This window comes from Kastovskya adunca, assembly GCF_059505785.1.
In genome coordinates this window covers 253,374-271,756 of record NZ_JCACLG010000032.1, presented here as the reverse complement: position 1 = coordinate 271,756, position 18,383 = coordinate 253,374, and the positions used below count along the sequence as shown (strand labels likewise).

Here is an 18,383-nt window from a genome sequence, read left to right as displayed (position 1 = left end):
TTTTGCCCTTCTCTCTTTTGTAAAAAACCTACACCTGTGAGGATCTCCGAGGGGGATCTCGAGGGATTTACAAGTTTTTAGAGACAGCCTCTAAGCCTTGGGGTGTGAAGCTCAGCACTTTCTTCTTGCCCAAATTCCAACAGGGCGGTAAGCTCATTCAAAATTGAAAAATATGGTATAGGAAATAACAGTGACAACGAGCGAACACATTATTAAGGTTGGATCGTTGCAATGGTTTTATCGAGAAGCAACTCCCAAGAGAGAAAGTGATAAGCCTCCTGTGCTGTTGCTGCACGGTCTGCCCTCCCATAGTCTGTGTTGGACGGGACTGATGCCAGGGCTGGCAGAAAAAGGATTTCGCGCGATCGCGCCAGATTGGATTGGTTCCGGTTCTTCTGCAAAACCCGATAAGCGAGATTTTGCCTATACCCCTGATGCCTTTGTAGATGTCTTAGCTGCCTTTGTAGACAAGTTAGACCTGCAATACTTTTCTCTGGTTGTGCAGGGCTTTCTAGCCTCTGTCGGTCTGCAATATGCTCTGCGCTACCCTGACAAAATTGACCGTTTGGCGATTTTCAACACACCTATATCAACCTCAGCAAAACTGCCTTGGGCAATGCAGCAATGGGGTGTTCCCTTTATGGGGGATATCTTAACCCAAGACCCTCTGTTAGTTGACCGTACCTTAGAGAAAGGTTGCGGCTATACCATTGTCGATAAAGACCTTGATATTTACCGCCAACCGTTCCTCAAAAGTTCTGATGTGGGGCGCAGTCTCCTAGCAACGGTGCAGAATCTTCAGATGAAGCAGGCAATGGCGGAAATTGAAACGGGCTTCCACCAATGGACAAAGCCGACGCTGGTTGTCTGGGGAATGAAGGATCGTTGGCTACCCTTTTCCCCGGTGCAGCAATTTGTGGATCGCTTAAAGCAAGTGGAAGTGGTGCAACTGGAAGAGGGGGGACATTACCCTCAGGAACATTGGTCAGGGGAAATTAACGATACGCTGCAAACTTTTCTCCGTCGTCAGATGATTTAGGCGATCGCTTTGTATGTCCGCTATCGGTAAGGCATAGCACGATCCGCCAATCCTTGGCTTTTCAGCAATACCTGCTCCATAAAGGTATGGCGGCGATCGCTATGCAAATCTTAATCCTGCTTGATCAGCTTCAACTTCTTCAACAGGGTAAAGCTAGCCAACCGCGTTATCAGTTTCTTAATCTCCGTTGAACTTTACTTAACCATGGCTTCATCTCTATATAAACAAGTCATGGGATTGTATACAAGGGTGTGAACCCTGATTTTTCTTGTAATATTTTTTTGATTTTTCTCTCCTCCAAATGACCTTGAATAGGTTTTCCCTCTTGTGGCTCAATAAGAGTTTAATTCGTCAATTTCTTATAGCTGCCACAACCGCGTGTATTGTTGATTTTTTTTGTGGGAGTTATCAACCAGCACGCTCAGAATCTCAAGGCATTGCTATTAACATGCCTTTATATGGTCAGATCATCTATGGCGATTTGATAACAGAGGCAGAATTGTTAGTTAGCCGTGTGATTAACGGTCAGTTTACTCAAAGCGCTGACACTTCAACCGTTCAAGTGGTTGTTATGGGCAACCGCAATGGTGAAGTTATTCCGATTTTGACTACTACTGTGTCTCGTACTCAGTGGCAAAAAACTCCCCAGGTGAGAGCCTGGACTGAATACTACATGAATTCCTACGCGCTGATTCAGCGTCATGAGGTTAGGCAGGTGGCAACGGTAGCAGCGGCTCCGGTCAGGTCTACTGCTACGAATAATCGAGAGCAAACCTTAATTGATACAGCCTTCGATGAAGGTCGTCTAACTGGAAAAGCCGCCCAGAAATACCTAGATGACTTGGATTAATTGAACTAATTTTTGTGATGGCTGGCAAGTGAGTGTAACAGCTCAATGACAAGAGCGTCTCAAGTCTTGTTTCAGTCCAGAGGGGTGATTTCTCATTCGAGAAAAACTCCAGATTTTGAGTTGGGGGTGCTAGGCGTTTTTGAGTTCGGAAACAGGGCAATTTTCAGTTCGCATTTGTCAATAATAAAGTTCAGCATTGAGAGGGGAACACACATGACTCACGACAACAAAAGCAGCAACAGATCGGGTAATCGTTCCTTCGAGGATGTCCTGCGGGTTAGGATGTCTCGGCGCAACGTAATTGGTCATGGCGCTGCACTGTCAGCAACCGGTTTTTTAGCCGCTCTGGCTGGCAACAAGCTTTTTGCCGATAATGCCACCGCTGCTACAGCTCAGAGTGCTAGCAAGACCGTCGCTCAAGGTTCCGGTACAGCGATCGCCCAGCGTCAAGGCAGCAGCTTGATCAACTTCCCACCCCTTCCTGCCGCCAAGAGTGCGGGCCCTGTACCCAGCATTTCGTCAGCTTACCAGTTTGACGTGCTGATCCCCTGGGGCACACCGATCCAGCCAGGTGGCCCCACCTACGACGGGAATCCTAATACACGACCGACTGCTGCCCAGCAAGCCCAGCAAGTAGGAATTGGTCACGACGGCATGTGGCTCTTCCCCATCGGCAACGGTAACGATCACGGAATGCTCGCTCTTAACAACGAATTTGGCAGCAACACCCATGTGCTGGGTAAAGAGGTACCAGAGAGTCTCGAAGATGTGCGCCTTTCTCAGCACGCTCATGGAGTTTCAGTAGTTGAGATTAAAAAGGTAAACGGCAAGTGGCAAACAGTTCGCAGTGCTAACGCTCGCCGCATCCACGTCAATACGCCTGTAACCTTCAGCGGGCCAGCCGCCAACAGTAGACTGCTAAGAACAACTGCGGGGAATCCTCCACTGGGTACAGTGAACAACTGCGCCAATGGTAAAACCCCTTGGGGAACCTATCTCACCTGTGAAGAAAACTTTAACGCTTACTTCGCTGCGACTGGTGAATGGACACCCACAGAAGCACAAGCCCGCTATGGTCTTAGTGCAGGTGGATCTGGCTACGGCTGGGAAAAATTTGACCCGCGCTTTGATCTATCGAACTCTAGTTATACCAACGAAGAAAACCGCTTCGGCTGGGTAGTCGAGATTGATCCGATGGACGGTTCTCAAACACCCGTTAAGAGAACGGCGCTGGGACGCGTTAAGCACGAAAACGCAGAACTCGTAGAGGGACAGGGCGGTCGTGCTGTGGTTTACATGGGCGATGACGAGCGCTTTGACTACATCTATAAGTTTGTTTCCGAGAGCAACTGGCGGTCAATGCGCGCACGCGGCATCAGCCCCTTAGATCAAGGTAAGCTCTACGTCGCTAAGTTTAACGATGACGGTACAGGCAACTGGCTCGAACTCACCATTAATAACCCAGCTTTGAAAGCTAAGTTTGCCGACCAGGCTGAATTGCTGACCTACACCCGTATCGCTGCTGACACAGTGGGTGCCACGCCCATGGATCGTCCAGAATGGATTGCTGTGGCTCCTAATGGCGAAGTCTATTGCAACCTCACGAACAACACTCGCCGCCAAGTTGCTGATGCCGCTAACCCGTTGGCACCTAACCCCTTTGGTCACATCATCAAGTGGCGAGATAGCAACAACCACATCGGTACTACTTTTACTTGGGACATCTTCGTTCTCGCCAAAGATACCCATAGCATTGACAAAAGTGCCTTTGGTAGCCCGGATGGTCTCTGGGCTGATCCCGATGGCAGGCTGTTTATTGAAACCGACGGAAGTCAGCCAATGGTCAATGGTGTACAGCTCAATGACCAGATGCTCGTTGCTGACCCAAGTACAGGTGAAATTTGCCGGATATTTTCGGGTGTAACGGATGGTGAAGTGACTGGCATTACGGTTACACCAGATCGCCGGACGATGTTCATCAACATCCAGCATCCCGGTAATGGCGACCCCAGCAAGACAAACTTCCCGGCACCACAAGGTAGCAACAAAATCCCCCGTGACGCGACCATTGTCATCACCAAGAAGGATGGCGGCATCATCGGTTCCTAGATCGGTGTGGCGTTGGGCTTCCTGAGTGTTCAGAAGTCTAATGCTAGAGAATCGGGCAGATAGGGCTTGCTCTGTTAGCCAAAAGCGATCGCCTGCAAGCTTTATCTGTTCACCAATGTTTACTAATTGGATAGTTTTATGAAATGCTTTGCTGTTGCTGTAGCTACAAGTTTGGGTTTAGGTTTAGCGACACTCGCTGCACCTGCTAATGCTGCAATGTTTGGTTGGAATGTTGAATATACCGGTTGGTGGGAAGCTGATGGCGGCGGTTCTATTTCGGGTATGTTCTCCGCTGATGAAGAGGATGCCTCAGACGGAATCATATCGATTGATGAAATGAATTCTTGGATGTGGAATTGGAGTGGAAATGATGCTATATCGGCATTTTCCATCTCTTCTAAGGATGCAGGTGCATCAACCGATGCTTTCTTCCCCAGCTTCTATGTTGATGGCACGCCTAATCAGCCCTTTGATTTTGATGCTGCTCGCCCTGAGCTTAATCAAGGAGCTTTTACGGCTGGAAATTATTACCTCGATTTAGAGTTTCTACGTGTGGAAAACTCTGAAGCTAGAGACGTTGTTGTTTCACAAGGGAACCCTGACTTAGCGCTCGGAACAATCACAGTTTCAGAGCCTGTTCCTATTCCCGAACCTACTACTGTTCTGGGTTTACTCGCTCTAGCTGGTGTTAGTGCTGCTACTTTGAAGCGCCAGAAGCAGGAAGTTTAAAGGGAATGGCACTGACTTAAGCGGCAAATGGTTGTTTTTGAGAAAAACCCAGCTTGGGGGGAAGCCCCCCAAACCCCCCACTCTTGGGATGAGTGCCTCCCCCAGACCCCCTGCACAAGGTTTGATCGGTTGTGATGAGTTAGACTTCTTGCATGAATTGGAATTACCCCTCTTGGTAAGGCGGGAAACTATCTCCTTCCTCTTGCCAAGGGGAGGGTTGGGGAGGGGTCTAGAGGATTTGTGTAAGAGGTCTATTCTGTAGTCACGTCTTACAAAATGCATAAGTAGGTAACTAAGGAGCCTCTCAGTAAAATTCTGAGAGGTTCTTTGTCGTTTTACTAGGAAGTGCGATCGCTACTCTTATCAGTTGGGTTGACGCTAAGACAGCCAACTCCTTCCACTCCCTATCTTGACTACATCCGCTGTCTCAGAGGGATAAGGGAGCTAAATATCTCCTGGCAACTCTTACCTCAGGTGTAAAGCTGTGATGGGATTTTTCGCTATATTTCATGGCGAAACTTAAGTTGGGTGATGTTTTGAATTGGTTAACGGTTAATGCTCGGTTGATGACTCGTTTGAAAACTATTGTGTCGGGAATACTTGTGTTTTTTGCTGTTGTGTGCTTGACCTGCAACAGCGCTCTTGCCGATCATGTTCAGTATGAGCCAACTGCTACGGCATACCAGAAACGGCAAATGCAGGAGATCGTACCCACAATCATCCAAAAAGGCGATCGCCTGCCGGAACTCCAGCAACTGATTGCATCCCAACAGTGGCAAAATGTCGATCCCTTGATTCATGGCGACTTGGATGAGTTGCGCTCCAGTATGAGCGAAGTAACACAGCTCTTTCCTCCCAAAGACCAAGTTCAAGTCCGTAACACTGCAACGCGCTTTTTTCAACACTTAGACGGCGTCGAGCAAGCGACAGAAAATCAAGACTCTTCCCAGGCGGGACAAGAATATCAAGCCGCATTGGAGGAATTTGACACCTTTTTAGATTATGTTTCCCAAAGCTAGGGAGTTGAGCAAACCGTTACTTTATCTAAGAACGAAGGCTATCTTTTGACAAACGTCAGTCTAGAGGTAGAAGTTTGCCCTATGTCTCTTAACAAAACCCGCATCGCGGTATTTTTAAGTTGGTAAATAGCAAAAAATAAGCAATTATGAGATTTTATCGTTCGATTTTGACAGGAATTCTGGTATTAGTTACTACATTCTTAGTGAGCTGCGGCGGCCCTAATGCTAACGTCCCGCCTCCTACTTATACAGCAGCGCAGTTAGAACAAATTCAGCGCTATGCTCCCATGGTTTATGAATTTCGCGATCGCCTGAAGGACATTCCCGCTATGATTGGGTCGCAAGAGTGGACAGATATCCAATCGGTCATCCACGGGCCTTTAGGGGAACTGCGTCGGTATATAAACTATACCGCTCGGAACTTCCTCCCCAATGACCAACGGGCGGCACTGGATGTGGCTAAAAGTTTATTTAATCGCTTAGAAGCCCTAGATCAAGCGGCTCAGTCTCGCGATACCCGTCAATCGATCTCCAGCTACAATGCTGCCATCGAAAGCTTCGATGAATTTTTGGAACTGATTCCAGAAACAACCGAAGTCGTTTCATAAACGGGTAAGGAAGTAGACACTGATTTGGGCTGATTGTTTAGAGTCGGGTGGGCAATGCCCACCTGATTTTTTAAGTTGTTATATAGCTACTCGTTTAGGGGTTGTAAAATTCTCTTTTCTCTTTACTTCCGTGTTCTTTCTTACCTAATAGGGTGCGTTTTTATTTCGCCGATCAAATCAGAACTGCTATAGTTTTTTCTGGAAATATGACTAATGTTGCCGTCGTTGGGTGTGGAGTCATTGGGGCAGCGATCGCCTACGAACTCAGCCGCGTTCCTCAACTAAAGGTTACCGTCCTTGATCGGCAGCCTCCCGCTCAAGGTGCAACAGGTGCAGCCCTAGGGGTTTTGATGGGAGCGATTAGTAAAAAAACCAAAGGTAGGGCGTGGCAATTGCGGCAAAGCAGTATGCAGCGGTATGAAACCCTAATTCCCGAAATTGAGGCGATCGCTGGGCAAAAAATCCCCTTTAACCAGCAAGGTATTCTCCGGCTATGTTTTGCTGGGGATGATTTAAACAAATGGCAAGAATTAGTAGAAATTCGCCGTTCTCAAGGCTGGCAAATAGAAATCTGGGATAGCGCTCAACTTCAGCACCAATGCCCGCAACTGCACAATCACAGGATTATCGGTGCGATTTATTCCCCTCAAGACCGCCAAGTTGATCCCCTTGCCCTAACCCAGGCATTAGTCGCCGCCGCTAAGTACAATGGCGTCACCTTTAAGTTTGGCGTCGCTGTCGAAGGCGTTGAGTCTACAACCCCACAACCCTCAATCCGCAAAACCTGCCATCAGATCCACACCAGTAATAATTTATCGCTGGATATTGATTGGCTAGTAATTGCCGCCGGACTCGGTTCTACTCCCCTTACCACGGCTTTAGAGCCAAGCGTTGATATTAGACCCGTCCTCGGTCAAGCTCTACACCTGCGGCTCCCACAGTCTTTAGGCAACGCCGACTTTCAGCCTGTGATTACTGGAGATGATGTCCATATTGTGCCCCTAGGTAACGGGGAATACTGGGTAGGTGCAACGGTTGAGTTTCCCGATGAAACTGGGGAGGCGATTGCCCAACCCATGTTACTGGAGAAGGTAAGACAGGAGGCAATCTCGTTTTGTCCCCCCTTAGCTGAAGCCACCCTTCTCCGTACCTGGTCTGGTAAACGTCCTCGTCCCGAAAATCGCCCTGCTCCCATTATTGAGCCACTTATTGGTTACAGTAACGTCCTCCTAGCAACAGGTCACTATCGCAACGGTATCCTCCTTGCTCCCGCCACTGCTCAAATCATCCGGAACCTAATTAGTCCAGCGATTTGAGAATAATAAGAAATAATAAGCGTTGTGCTAGTGGTAACTACTGAGCGGAGGTAAAGACATGAACGCGGCTGAACAAGCAAGAGGGTTAGAAGTCACAACTAAGATTGCGGCGGTTGTAAATTTGTTTAAGGCTGAGTTTCCTGATGCAAAAGCAGACTTGAAGCCCTGGAAAAACGACCCGGATACGCGGGAATTAATCGATCCTGATTCCATTGATATTGGCTTTCATTTCCCTGGCTGGAGTCGGAAGTTTCAAAGCCGCAGTATTTTGGTGCAGATTCGCTTTTACAAAGACCCTTTGAATGGTTCCCACGCTTGTATTGGTGTGGAGGCGGCGGGATTTGACCATCGGGGCAAAGTGTGGAGATTCTCGACAGTGGAAAATTGGCAGATTTTGGGGCAATCGCAACCCGCCCCGGAAGTACAGGAGAAGCTGAAACACTTTTGCCGCCAGGTTTTTGAGTTATTTAATTAGTTTTTGAGAGTTAATCTTATGGCGATTTTGTGGCATTGCAGCCTATGGGGTAGGCGGACTGATAGGTGCTAGAGCGCTTACCAAACCAACTATAACGGTTGTCGCGCATTTGTTCGTAGACGCGATCGCCCATCCACTTCACTCCCGGCATTGCCCGATAAGCCGCGATAAAAATATCCCCCAGTGGCAAGAGATTGCCAATCTCTTCCGCCGCCGCACTGCCTTGCCAACGGCGTTCGGGTGAGTTGGCATCAATCAAAATCATCCCCATTTCGCAATCTTGCGCCGTAATCCCAAACTCTTTCAAGGCAGCTTCATCTTGCATGGGGGTGTAATCAAATAGTTGCCCTTGATCTAAAGTTTCGAGTAACTGCACTAAATTTGAACATAAATTGCACTTGCCATCGTAAATGACGTGATAGTTCATAAAAATCGTTACTTATTCTGTAATTTTGGGTTTATATCTTTATTTTTAACAAATAATTCCAAAATATTGCGAGAAAACGATTTGATGAAACAGCCTATTAAATGTTCAGCAACGAGTGGTGGTGTCTTTAGCTACAGTCGTCTTGGATGCCTTCAAGCAAAATAGGGGTTTGAATACAATACAAAGCACTTCTCTCAGTAATGCCGATCTCCATGAAACCCCGAATTATTGTCTGTGGCTTGGGATGCACTGGCTATAAAATTTTTTGCTTACTGAGGCAGCAAGGAGCTGCTGTGGTTGGGATTAGCGACCGTATTATGGTGGGGGAAACCGATGTCATTGTTGGAGACCTACGGGCAGCTTCGACCTTGCTAGAGGCGGGTATCAAAGACTCTCAAGCCCTTGTGTTGGCTGGGAATGATGATGCTCTGAATTTAGCAATTTTGACCCAAGCACGCGTCCTCAACCCGAAGATTCGTGTCTTGAATCGGCTGTTTAATCAAAGCTTAGGCGATCGCCTCGATCAAACGCTGCCCGATCACGTCAGTATGAGCGTAGCCGCGATGGCAGCACCTGTGTTTGTCTTTGCTGCCCAAGGCAATCAAGCCATCGGACAGTTGCGCTTATTTAATCAAACTTGGCCGATTTATGAAGAGTACATCGATGAAAACCATCCCTGGCTAGGACGTGCTTTGAGCGAACTGTGGGAAGAGCGATCGCGAATGCTGATCTATTACCTGCCGATTGATGGTCAGATGAATTTGGTTACAGGGGTTACATCCGGACAACAATTACAAAAAGGCGATCGCTTAATCATTGGCACCAAACCCAACGTCCGCAAAATTCACAAAGGTCGCCTGCAAAAATTCCTCAAAGTTCTGACGAACCTACAACAATTTCAACGCCATGGTCAGCCAATGCTGCTCGTGTCCCTGGTGTTGTTTTTGACTATCTTCACCGCTACCCTCACCTATGTCTGCGTTAACTTCGACACCTCCATTGTTGATGCCCTCTACTTTTCCGTCGGCATGATTACAGGGGCGGGAGGACAAGAAAAAGTTGCAGAACAAGCCCCCGACAGCATCAAGGTTTTCACCGCCATCATGATGTTGGTGGGTGCAGCCGTAATTGGCATTTGCTATGCCCTCCTCAACGACTTTGTTTTAGGAACCCGTTTTAGCCAGTTTTGGGATGCCGCCAGGGTTCCCCGACGTCATCACTATCTCATTTGCGGACTCGGCGGTATTGGCATCCAGATTACGAACCAACTACACGCCCACGGACACGAAGTTGTCGTGATTGAGCAAGACCCCAATAACCGCTTTATTGGCACCGCTCGTTCTTTAGGAGTCCCCGTAATTTTAGGCGATGCCAGTTTAGCCAACACTCTTAAGGCGGCTAATGTGCAAAACACAACGGCATTACTGGCTGTCACTAGCAACGACATGGCAAATGTCGAGATTGCCTTGAGTGCAAAAGCCCTTGCACCAAAGTTACCTGTAATTGTCCGCAATCAAGACCCCCAATTTGCCCGCACCGTGCAACAAGTCTTGGAATTTGAGACAGTACTCAGTCCGATCGAACTCGCAACACCTTCCTTTGCAGCGGCGGCGTTGGGCGGAAAAATCCTCGGTAATGGCATGACAGGCGACACTCTTTGGGTTGCCTTAGCAACCATGATTACGCCAGGACATCCCTTTTGCGGACGCTGTGTTAAAGAAGCCGCCATCGAAGGGGATTTCGTGCCGCTATATATCGAAACTCAACATCAAACAATTCATGGCTGGGATGTTTTAGAAAGCTACCTCAGTGCAGGCGATGTTTTGTATCTTACCTTGCCTGCGGCGGGGTTAGAGCAATTGTGGCGGACAAAAATTTCCCAATTAATTGTTAGTTAATAGATACGGAACTACAGTTGCAGGGATGAACTAAAGCGGCAGAAGTCTCACACCATAATCTCAGACTTATAGTAAGTAGTTCTCTCTTTATATTGGTAATAAGTAAAATTAATCAAATATCAAGCTAACAAGCAATTTCGGAAATCATCAAAGTTTGTGAACCTATATCCTTAGCGATTAATTAACTGGATGAATGACTGATAAGATGGTTTTCTCCCTACCATCCAAATAGTCAAACATTATTTGACTAGAGTCTTGATACAATGGTCTGGCATCAGTCAAGCAGGCTAGATAGCGTCATTTGCTTGATTGGGGTGTGCGAGCAGTTTGACAAACCTGTCTGAACTCCTCTTTGAGTTCATAGACAATTCCTAAGCAGCAGGAACGACTGAGGGCTTATCCCAACTTGAGCTGCGGCTTCTCGGTCAGCACATTACTATGGCATGAGTCTATCGTTTACCTTGGTATTTTTCAATAGTGTTAATGTTCTTTAGGGGTATTAAAGAATGTTATATATGTTTTAGCACCGTTTGACAGGCATCAATGCCAACTGGGTTTAATAGTGACACCATTAAATAAATCTTCTCCTATAAGTTACTTATCAAAGTTGTCACGCATTGATGAGATGAAAGAAAAATCTGAAGCTCTCAAAAAGTTGCTGGTATCAGCAAAAATAAAAGCGTAGTTTTGAAAAAGTACAATCGCTTTACCTGTGTAAAATTTGACAAGCGGCAGTTATTTACTAATCTCACTCAGTTAACACCTGAGCATGAAAAGTTCTAAAAGATTTAAATTAAGCCCTGATTACATATGTTATTAAATGGAAATTTTTAATCGAAGCCTTATTCATGAAAAGGATTTAGAGACTTTATCTTATCTGCGTCAAACTTAAACCTGATTAATATTATTTATAGGCAATTTCCATGTTAGAAGCCTTCATATTCGCAACAATATTCTGCGGATTTTTCGGCATCATCCTGAAAAAGAACCTGGTTATGAAGATCATCTCAATGGATGTCATGAGCACAGGGGTTATCGCCTATTACGTGCTAGTTGCATCGCGAGATGGCTTATTCACACCCATTATTTCAGACGGCGCAAATGTCGCTTACTCCGATCCGGTTCCCCAGGCGGTGATATTAACGGGGATTGTGATCGGCTTTTCGGTTCAGTGCGTAATGCTGGTCGGTGTCATGAAGCTGGCGCGGGATAATCCGACATTGGAAAGCAACGAGATCGAGAAGAGCAATACCCCATGAGTAGCATTACCATCGCATGGATCGCACTACCGTTTTTTTTGGGGTTCACCATTTATCTGCTCCCCAAACTTGACAGAATCATCGCATTGTGCATGGCTTTTGTTTCGACTGGATATGCGTTGCAGCTATTTGTCACTCAGTCGTCGCTAACACTGCAATTATTAGATAATTTCGGCGTCACATTAATCGTCGATCAGTTAAGCGGCTACTTTATATTGACCAATGCGCTAGTAACAACCGCAGTCATCCTCTACTGTTGGAACACCGATAAGACAGCTTTCTTTTATACACAAGCCATCATTCTGCATGGCAGCGTCAATGCCGCGTTCGTCTGTGCGGACTTTATCAGTTTATACGTGGCATTAGAGGTAATCAGTATTGCCGCATTTCTGTTGATTGCCTATCCCCGGACTAATCGCTCGATTTGGGTTGCCTTGCGCTATCTATTTATCAGTAACACGGCAATGCTGTTTTATCTGGTGGGTGCCGTCCTAGCCTATCAGGCTAATCATTCTTTTAGTTTTGCAAGTTTGCGCGGGGCACCACCGGAGGCACTTGCCCTGATCTTTCTGGGACTCTTGGTTAAGGGGGGAATCTTTGTATCGGGATTGTGGTTGCCGTTAACCCACTCCGAATCAGAGACACCAGTATCAGCCTTGCTGTCGGGAGTTGTAGTCAAAGCTGGAGTCTATCCGCTAGTGCGTTGTGCGCTGATAGTGGAGGAGATTGATCCGCTCATCCGGCTGTTTGGAGTGGGAACGGCACTGCTGGGCGTATTTTATGCCGTCTTTGAAAAAGATACCAAGCGGATGCTGGCGTTTCATACGGTTTCGCAGTTAGGCTTTGTCCTTGCCGCCCCAGTCGTAGGTGGCTTTTATGCACTGACGCACGGCTTGGTCAAATCGGCACTCTTCCTAATCGCGGGTGCTTTACCGAGCCGCAACTTCAAAGAGTTGCAACATAGACCAATCAATACAACGCTTTGGATTGCTCTGGTAATAGCCAGCTTCTCGATCTCAGGCTTTCCTTTGTTGTCTGGCTTTGGGGCGAAGGTGTTGACGGCAAAGAATTTTCTGCCCTGGCAAGCGATCGCCATGAACGTTGCGGCTTTGGGAACAGCAATCTCGTTTGCCAAATTCATATTCTTGCCGCATAAAGCAGACGGCGAAGAGGTAGTAAAGCCCGGTTTTTGGTCAGCGGCGATCCTGCTGCTCGGTGGTCTGTTTGTAGCAAATATTGCCTATTACGAGGCTTATACCCTTGCGAATATCGTAAAACCACTCGCAACCATCGGTCTTGGTTGGTTGGCGTATCTTTTAATTTTTAAACGATCCGTACTCAAGCTGCCCCGTGTTGTGGAGCAATTTGAGCATCTGATCGGTGGAATGAGTCTAATGTTGCTCCTACTCTTCTGGATGGTGTTGGCATGATAAGTAATTTCCAAAAACTTTGAGTTTCTTGGCTATGCTTTCAGCAATGGTAGAGCAAAGACGGCACAAAAACAAAACCCAAGCGACTATTAAAGCCTTATTAGAGGAAATAGAGTAATGGCATCGAAGCGAAACAAGAATCTGATGAAGCGCACGGCAAGAGTTTACCTGAATGACCTGAATGCAGGTAAATCCGAGATTGTGCGTCAATTCTTGTTTCAATGTCACGATGTCATGCAGTATTTTATTGACCTGTTTTGGCAGCGAAAAGACTTTTCCGGGAAGCTGGCTGACTTGCCTACCGTCCACAGGGCAAGACAGAGGTTTGGCATCACAACCCGCTTGGGACAAGCCCTAGCCAAACAAGCGAGTGAGTGCGTTCGTTCTCAACACAAAAAGTACAGCAAGCGTAAGCCTCAATTAAGATGGCACACTGTCACACTGTTTTACCATTTCGTTACTATTAAACCTTTCAAAGGAGATGGCTTTGATTGGTGCGTAAAACTGATTGGCTCTGGTGCGCCAAAACTAATTATTCCTGTCAAGTCCACAAAACTTATCAATCAACGATTGGCTTCAGGCTGGCAGATATCTAAAACTATCCGCATGGGCTTGAGGAAGGGATGCCTGTGGATTGATTTTATTTTTGAGAAACAACGACCTCCCTTGAGAACATTTGGTAGGGTAGTTGGCATGGATTCCAACTACAAAAGCGGTGTCGTGTTTAGCAACTGCCAAGTAGTTGGAGAAGGTATTTATCAACGAATTCAAGGCTTCAAGAAGCGGCAAAAACACACCCGTACTGAAATTAAATCGATGCTGGGTTATGCACTGAAATCCGTTGATTGGTCTTCGATAAAAGTCCTTAGTATTGAGGACTTGAAGAAGGTTAAACACGGAAAACGGGAGACGTTCTCTCGCGTGTTTAACAGGCGGTTGTCTCATTGGCTTTATCGCACTTTGGTGCAGTTGTTGGAACGGAAGTGTGAGGAGGAGGGAATTCAGCTTGTGGTCAAAGATCCCTTTAAGACCTCACAGTTTTGCTCTCGCTGCAACAGATGGGACAGACGAAACCGAAAAGGCGACAGGTTTAAGTGCGTTCATTGTGGCTACCTCACCCATGCTGACCACAATGCGGCTCACAACCTAGAGCTTTTAGGTGTGGCGGGAGTTTATGGTCTCCGTTCTTACTTAAGTTCATTTCGTCAAAGTGTTGGATAACCATGATTGGACATCTGAATCTGATATTGCGACTGGCTATCTGGTTTTTGCTCACCGCCAATCTGAGTGTGGCAAATATCATCATCGGCGTCAGTGTCGCACTCCTATTACCGGGACGCCCCAAAACCCCGGAAGCCTTAAAGGATTGGCTGCGCGTGCTGTGGGAAACCCTCGTGGCGATTCCCCAAGCGTATATGGAGGCATTTGAAATCATCTTCCGTCCCCATAATCACGAAGATGTGACGATGGAACGAGTCAAAGCCGGACGGACACCTGGACTCATCTTCCTGGATATATTCCTGATCACCTTTACGCCCAAGTCCATTGTCTTGAAGTACCACGAAGAGGGCTGGTACGAAGTCCACTGGGTACGACGGAGGAAAAAGGCATGAACTTGGTACTGATTGCAATGATTCTGGCTCTGCTCATACCCATGTACGAGGCTTGGCAGGATGAGAATATCTGGCAGAAGATGTTGGCATTTTCAAGTATTGCGACCAAGACATCAATCATGATTCTAGTCGTATCCATCTTACGGGATGATTGGATGCTCGGTGTTACAGGAGTAATCATCCTAAGTGTAGGTAATGCCGGATTAATGTTGTTGGCACAAGTCCTTAAACGCATCAATGAACTATGATCAACGCGCTTAGTTATACCTTCATAGGTATAGGAATTTTCTTCTGGTTTTGGGGAACCTTTCCCCTAGTCGGTCACCGCTCGGTATTATTCAAGCTACATACTCTTTCGGTTGCAGATACCCTAGGGAGCATGCTCATCATCGTCGGACTGCTCCTGAAGAGACCGGGCGAATGGCCGCTGCTTGTCCTGGGCATTATCACCTTAGCAATCTGGAATACAGTGCTGGGGTATGTATTAGCATACTCTTCCAGCACGGGAGGGAGCGATGAATGATAGCTATATCTATGTCATAACTGCCCTGCTGCCGTTGTCCGCGTTGATGTTGGTACTTCAGACTAATCCTTACCATGCCTTAGTAATCCAGGGAATACTGGGAGCGGTGGCAGCATTGGTATTTGCGGTTTTGGGGGCGGCGGATGTTGCTTTGACGCAAGCCTTGATGGGCACTCTGCTGGCGATTACGCTTTATGCGATCGCGGTGCGTTCATCCCTGGTGATGCGTCTTGGTGTACTCGAAGACGAGCCGATTGTGCAAAGCGCAGTGCCAAAGGCAATCGAGACAGATGACGAGTCTCTACCAGACGGCAAAGCCGTTAGCGTAGCGACTCCGCAGGAGTGTGACCATTTTAAGCAACTGATGGATGACATGCGTTCAATTTTTCACAAACACTATATGCGTGTTGAGGTAGTCCCGTTCACGAATACGCAGGCTTTGCACCGAGCGTTGATCGACAAAGAAGTCCATGCAACTTGTGCCAGATCGGAACACGATGCTCAAAACCAGGCGCTGCCTGAAGCCGAAAAGCAACCCTATCACACGGCGACTAGAGTTCAACGCCTCTATGAGATCATGCAAGCCGAACTTTCGTCACCAGCGACAAGCCTAACCTATGTAAATGCATCAGATTCAGAGGAGAAACATCAATGAAATGGGTTTACATTGCAGCGGGGATAGCGCTGTTTGTCAAATTCCTGATCATGCCCAATCCAACACCGGACTTATCGCTCTCGATCGTCCAAACGCTTGTACAAGAGAGTGGAGTACCTAATGCCGTTACGGCTGTCATTCTCAGGAATCGGCTGTATGACACGATCTTTGAAGTGGTGGTATTTACGATCGCGGTCATGGGTGCAAAGTTTCTGCTGGCTGATGAAAGACCTTTCTGCACGGTTTATCGGTTCACCGATCAACCATCCATTGTTATGGCGCGTCTAGGAGCAACAATTGCCGCGATGGTGGGTATCGAACTGGCGATTCGGGGGCATCTGAGTCCAGGAGGTGGTTTTGCGGCTGGAGTTGCGGGTGGAACTGCGATCGGTTTGGTGGCGATTACCTCATCATCGGAGTGGATGCAGGCGATCTACAAACGCTGGAACGCCGCTATATGGGAGAAGGTTTCGGTTCTGATTTTCATTGTCCTGTCGGTTATAACTCTAGCCGGATTAGAATTACCGCACGGAGAGTTGGGCGCACTTTTCAGCGGCGGAGTCATTCCCCTGCTCAACATCCTAGTCGCCGTCAAAGTCGCGTTGGGTTCTTGGGCGGCTATTTTGGTGTTTATTCATTATCGGGGATTGTTGTGAGAGATCGGAGGCTGGAGAATTACAGCAATTGTCCCTTGTGCGACATCCTCTGCTACGGGAACACATCAGTGCGGATCTACAGATGCAGGACTTACGCGGCAACTCTACTAGTAGGTTGCTTATGCTAACCCCCTACTTTATAGATAGTGTCTAACGGAGAATTTTGCGTAAGTCCTGAGATGCAGATGTACCCTCTGTAGTGCCTTATCTCATCGCAAAGCGGGAAGCGGGGAGGTTGAAGAGAGCTTGAAAGTTAGATTGCCGTTCTGTAATGGGTTCGGGGCCTTCGTCCCAAAGGCTTTCATAGTAGAAGAACGATACACCCAATTCGCGATCGCGTGCCGAGTTTACCTTAGCCTGAATCAGTGACATCGCAACTGGCTTATTTCTTAAGCCTGTTAGCACACCAACTCCGGTTGGGATCTTTTGTTGCACCTCTTGAATTTCAGGTCGGGTAATCTGGTTGAGAAAACTTTGCAAATCAGGACGATAAACCTGCACAATTAGCTCATCCACAATATCCTGCCGCACCCAAGTCAGCCAGTCTTGTAGGTAAGTATTGTAAGCCGTGACATAGGGATTAGGGGAAACGGAGAATATTGCATTGGGCTTTCTCTGTTTTACAGCTTGGTTGAGTTGGGTCACGAACGCTGTAATTTTATCAGCCCGCCAGCGCACCCATTCGGGATCTTGGGGATTGGCAGGTGCATCTTTCTTGGTTTCCTGTTTGTACAAAGCCAGCGTGTAGCTATCATAGCCAAATACATTGGGTAAGCTGGTGTGATCGTCAAACTGAATGCCATCAACATCATATTGGGTAACGGCTTCTAGCACGAGATCGGTGATGAACTTCTGCACCTCTGGCAAGAAGGGATTGAGCCACACAACCTCACCTGCTGCACTAATCCAAGTTTGGTTACCATCCCGCTGTTGCGTCAGCCACTCCGGATGATTTAATGCCAGTTCCGATGTAGGAGGAGCCATGAAGCCGAACTCAAACCAGGGAATTACGAGCAACCCTTGGCGATGGGATTGAGTAATCAGATCAGCGAGGATATCTTGCCCCTGTAAGCCTTGGCGAATAAATGGTTGAATCTCTGCCCGTTGAGCTACAGCACTCGGATACAGTACGTAGCCAGAATTCCACACCACTGGATAGATCGTATTGAGGTTCAACCGTGCTAATTGACTCACAGCCTCTTGCATTTTGGTGCGATCGCTGAGAATGTCATGGTCATTTTCAGTCATCCAAACCCCACGAATTTCTTGCATGGGCCGCTGTGCAATTGGCTCTGGCATTGCGCTTTGTGCGATTGCCTGTGGCACCGCCCAAGGGGCGATCGCAGACATAGGATAGTCCGCCAACAAAATTGTAAGGAATAATCCCATGAAGAGTAAGGAAAAATACTTAAGCGATCGCCACCAATGTCTAGGGATACAACGCAATTTCATAGGCTTCAAAGATAAGTCAGTTATTCATACACACGTTGCCGTTGGTACTACCCAAGGGGCAATTAGGTATGTCCACGATGGAATGAATTATTCATAGACTGGTATTTATTATTTACTAAAGAGTTAGTTAACTACAGGATTCCTTCCATGAGTAATATCTATGATTGTGATAGAAAAAAATAAGCATTATGAGATTGGATCTGGCAAGATATCCAATCGTCATCTGCTTGCAGTAGTACTTATCTCCAAAGCGCTGTCACTTAATGCAAGGAGTCGAAGAAACAGAGCGATCGCCTGGGCATGAATACTAAGTTGTTGCGCGTAT

21 protein-coding genes are annotated in these 18,383 nt (G+C 47.2%); 19 read left to right on the top strand and 2 right to left on the bottom strand.

The features are described 5' to 3' along the window. The first annotated feature begins 190 nt into the window (after positions 1-190). From AC5JR3_RS12900 to AC5JR3_RS12860, 9 genes are all read left to right on the top strand, one after another. A complete protein-coding gene (locus AC5JR3_RS12900) occupies positions 191-1,039 on the top strand; it encodes an alpha/beta fold hydrolase (RefSeq protein ID WP_495846538.1) in 849 nt (282 codons plus the stop codon). 53 nt (positions 1,040-1,092) lie between these two features. Beyond that, on the top strand, positions 1,093-1,230 hold the full coding sequence (locus tag AC5JR3_RS12895) for a hypothetical protein (protein WP_495846537.1): 138 nt from the start codon (positions 1,093-1,095) through the stop codon (positions 1,228-1,230). Positions 1,231-1,487: 257 nt separating this feature from the next. Continuing rightward, entirely contained in the window at positions 1,488-1,889 is a 402-nt protein-coding gene (locus tag AC5JR3_RS12890; RefSeq protein WP_495846535.1) for a hypothetical protein, read from the top strand. A gap of 213 nt (positions 1,890-2,102) precedes the next feature. Further along, the gene (locus tag AC5JR3_RS12885; protein WP_495846533.1) at positions 2,103-3,998 is read left to right on the top strand and encodes a PhoX family protein; all 1,896 of its coding nucleotides are present in this window, start codon (positions 2,103-2,105) and stop codon (positions 3,996-3,998) included. A gap of 126 nt (positions 3,999-4,124) precedes the next feature. Beyond that, a complete protein-coding gene (locus AC5JR3_RS12880; protein WP_495846532.1) occupies positions 4,125-4,727 on the top strand; it encodes a PEP-CTERM sorting domain-containing protein in 603 nt (200 codons plus the stop codon). 509 nt (positions 4,728-5,236) lie between these two features. Beyond that, complete coding sequence (gene psbQ, locus AC5JR3_RS12875) at positions 5,237-5,746, top strand: photosystem II protein PsbQ (protein WP_495846531.1); 510 nt, start codon at positions 5,237-5,239, stop codon at positions 5,744-5,746. A 146-nt stretch (positions 5,747-5,892) separates the two neighbouring features. Then, positions 5,893-6,354 carry a photosystem II protein PsbQ gene (gene psbQ, locus AC5JR3_RS12870; protein WP_495846530.1) on the top strand — a complete coding sequence of 154 codons (462 nt, stop codon included), beginning with the start codon at positions 5,893-5,895 and terminating at the stop codon, positions 6,352-6,354. A 206-nt stretch (positions 6,355-6,560) separates the two neighbouring features. Continuing rightward, positions 6,561-7,670, top strand: a complete 1,110-nt coding sequence (locus tag AC5JR3_RS12865) for an NAD(P)/FAD-dependent oxidoreductase (RefSeq protein ID WP_495846529.1) — start codon at positions 6,561-6,563, stop codon at positions 7,668-7,670. 58 nt (positions 7,671-7,728) lie between these two features. Continuing rightward, positions 7,729-8,145: a Tery_1686 family protein gene (locus AC5JR3_RS12860; protein WP_495846527.1), complete on the top strand. Its 417-nt coding sequence runs from the start codon at positions 7,729-7,731 to the stop codon at positions 8,143-8,145. A 16-nt stretch (positions 8,146-8,161) separates the two neighbouring features. Here AC5JR3_RS12860 and AC5JR3_RS12855 read toward each other — a convergent pair whose 3' ends face one another. After that, complete coding sequence (locus AC5JR3_RS12855) at positions 8,162-8,572, bottom strand: thiol-disulfide oxidoreductase DCC family protein (protein ID WP_495846525.1); 411 nt, start codon at positions 8,570-8,572, stop codon at positions 8,162-8,164. Between the two features lie 212 nt (positions 8,573-8,784). Between AC5JR3_RS12855 and AC5JR3_RS12850 the strand changes: the two genes are divergently transcribed. The 9 genes from AC5JR3_RS12850 to AC5JR3_RS12810 all read left to right on the top strand — a co-directional run bounded on the left by AC5JR3_RS12850 (position 8,785) and on the right by AC5JR3_RS12810 (position 16,606). After that, positions 8,785-10,470: a potassium channel family protein gene (locus AC5JR3_RS12850; RefSeq protein WP_495846562.1), complete on the top strand. Its 1,686-nt coding sequence runs from the start codon at positions 8,785-8,787 to the stop codon at positions 10,468-10,470. Positions 10,471-11,393: 923 nt separating this feature from the next. Further along, positions 11,394-11,729, top strand: coding sequence for a cation:proton antiporter subunit C (locus AC5JR3_RS12845; RefSeq protein ID WP_495846523.1), 336 nt, complete (start codon positions 11,394-11,396; stop codon positions 11,727-11,729). Continuing rightward, complete coding sequence (locus AC5JR3_RS12840; protein WP_495846521.1) at positions 11,726-13,159, top strand: cation:proton antiporter; 1,434 nt, start codon at positions 11,726-11,728, stop codon at positions 13,157-13,159. The genes AC5JR3_RS12845 and AC5JR3_RS12840 overlap by 4 nt, the downstream gene beginning before the upstream one ends. Positions 13,160-13,276: 117 nt before the next feature. Next, positions 13,277-14,380 carry a zinc ribbon domain-containing protein gene (locus AC5JR3_RS12835; RefSeq protein WP_495846519.1) on the top strand — a complete coding sequence of 368 codons (1,104 nt, stop codon included), beginning with the start codon at positions 13,277-13,279 and terminating at the stop codon, positions 14,378-14,380. 2 nt (positions 14,381-14,382) lie between these two features. Further along, complete coding sequence (locus AC5JR3_RS12830; RefSeq protein ID WP_495846517.1) at positions 14,383-14,772, top strand: cation:proton antiporter; 390 nt, start codon at positions 14,383-14,385, stop codon at positions 14,770-14,772. Continuing rightward, the gene (locus AC5JR3_RS12825) at positions 14,769-15,020 is read left to right on the top strand and encodes a hypothetical protein (RefSeq protein WP_495846516.1); all 252 of its coding nucleotides are present in this window, start codon (positions 14,769-14,771) and stop codon (positions 15,018-15,020) included. The genes AC5JR3_RS12830 and AC5JR3_RS12825 overlap by 4 nt, the downstream gene beginning before the upstream one ends. Next, positions 15,017-15,295, top strand: coding sequence for a monovalent cation/H(+) antiporter subunit G (locus AC5JR3_RS12820; RefSeq protein ID WP_495846514.1), 279 nt, complete (start codon positions 15,017-15,019; stop codon positions 15,293-15,295). The genes AC5JR3_RS12825 and AC5JR3_RS12820 overlap by 4 nt, the downstream gene beginning before the upstream one ends. Continuing rightward, the gene (locus tag AC5JR3_RS12815; RefSeq protein WP_495846512.1) at positions 15,288-15,950 is read left to right on the top strand and encodes a DUF4040 domain-containing protein; all 663 of its coding nucleotides are present in this window, start codon (positions 15,288-15,290) and stop codon (positions 15,948-15,950) included. The genes AC5JR3_RS12820 and AC5JR3_RS12815 overlap by 8 nt, the downstream gene beginning before the upstream one ends. Then, positions 15,947-16,606: a Na(+)/H(+) antiporter subunit B gene (locus AC5JR3_RS12810; protein ID WP_495846510.1), complete on the top strand. Its 660-nt coding sequence runs from the start codon at positions 15,947-15,949 to the stop codon at positions 16,604-16,606. The genes AC5JR3_RS12815 and AC5JR3_RS12810 overlap by 4 nt, the downstream gene beginning before the upstream one ends. Before the next feature lie 204 nt (positions 16,607-16,810). Here AC5JR3_RS12810 and AC5JR3_RS12805 read toward each other — a convergent pair whose 3' ends face one another. Beyond that, positions 16,811-18,058, bottom strand: coding sequence for a glycoside hydrolase family 10-like protein (locus AC5JR3_RS12805; protein WP_495846508.1), 1,248 nt, complete (start codon positions 18,056-18,058; stop codon positions 16,811-16,813). Here AC5JR3_RS12805 and AC5JR3_RS12800 point away from each other — a divergent pair. Continuing rightward, positions 17,994-18,155: a hypothetical protein gene (locus AC5JR3_RS12800; protein WP_495846564.1), complete on the top strand. Its 162-nt coding sequence runs from the start codon at positions 17,994-17,996 to the stop codon at positions 18,153-18,155. The two genes, AC5JR3_RS12805 and AC5JR3_RS12800, sit on opposite strands and share 65 nt — an antisense overlap. Positions 18,156-18,383 lie beyond the last annotated feature (228 nt).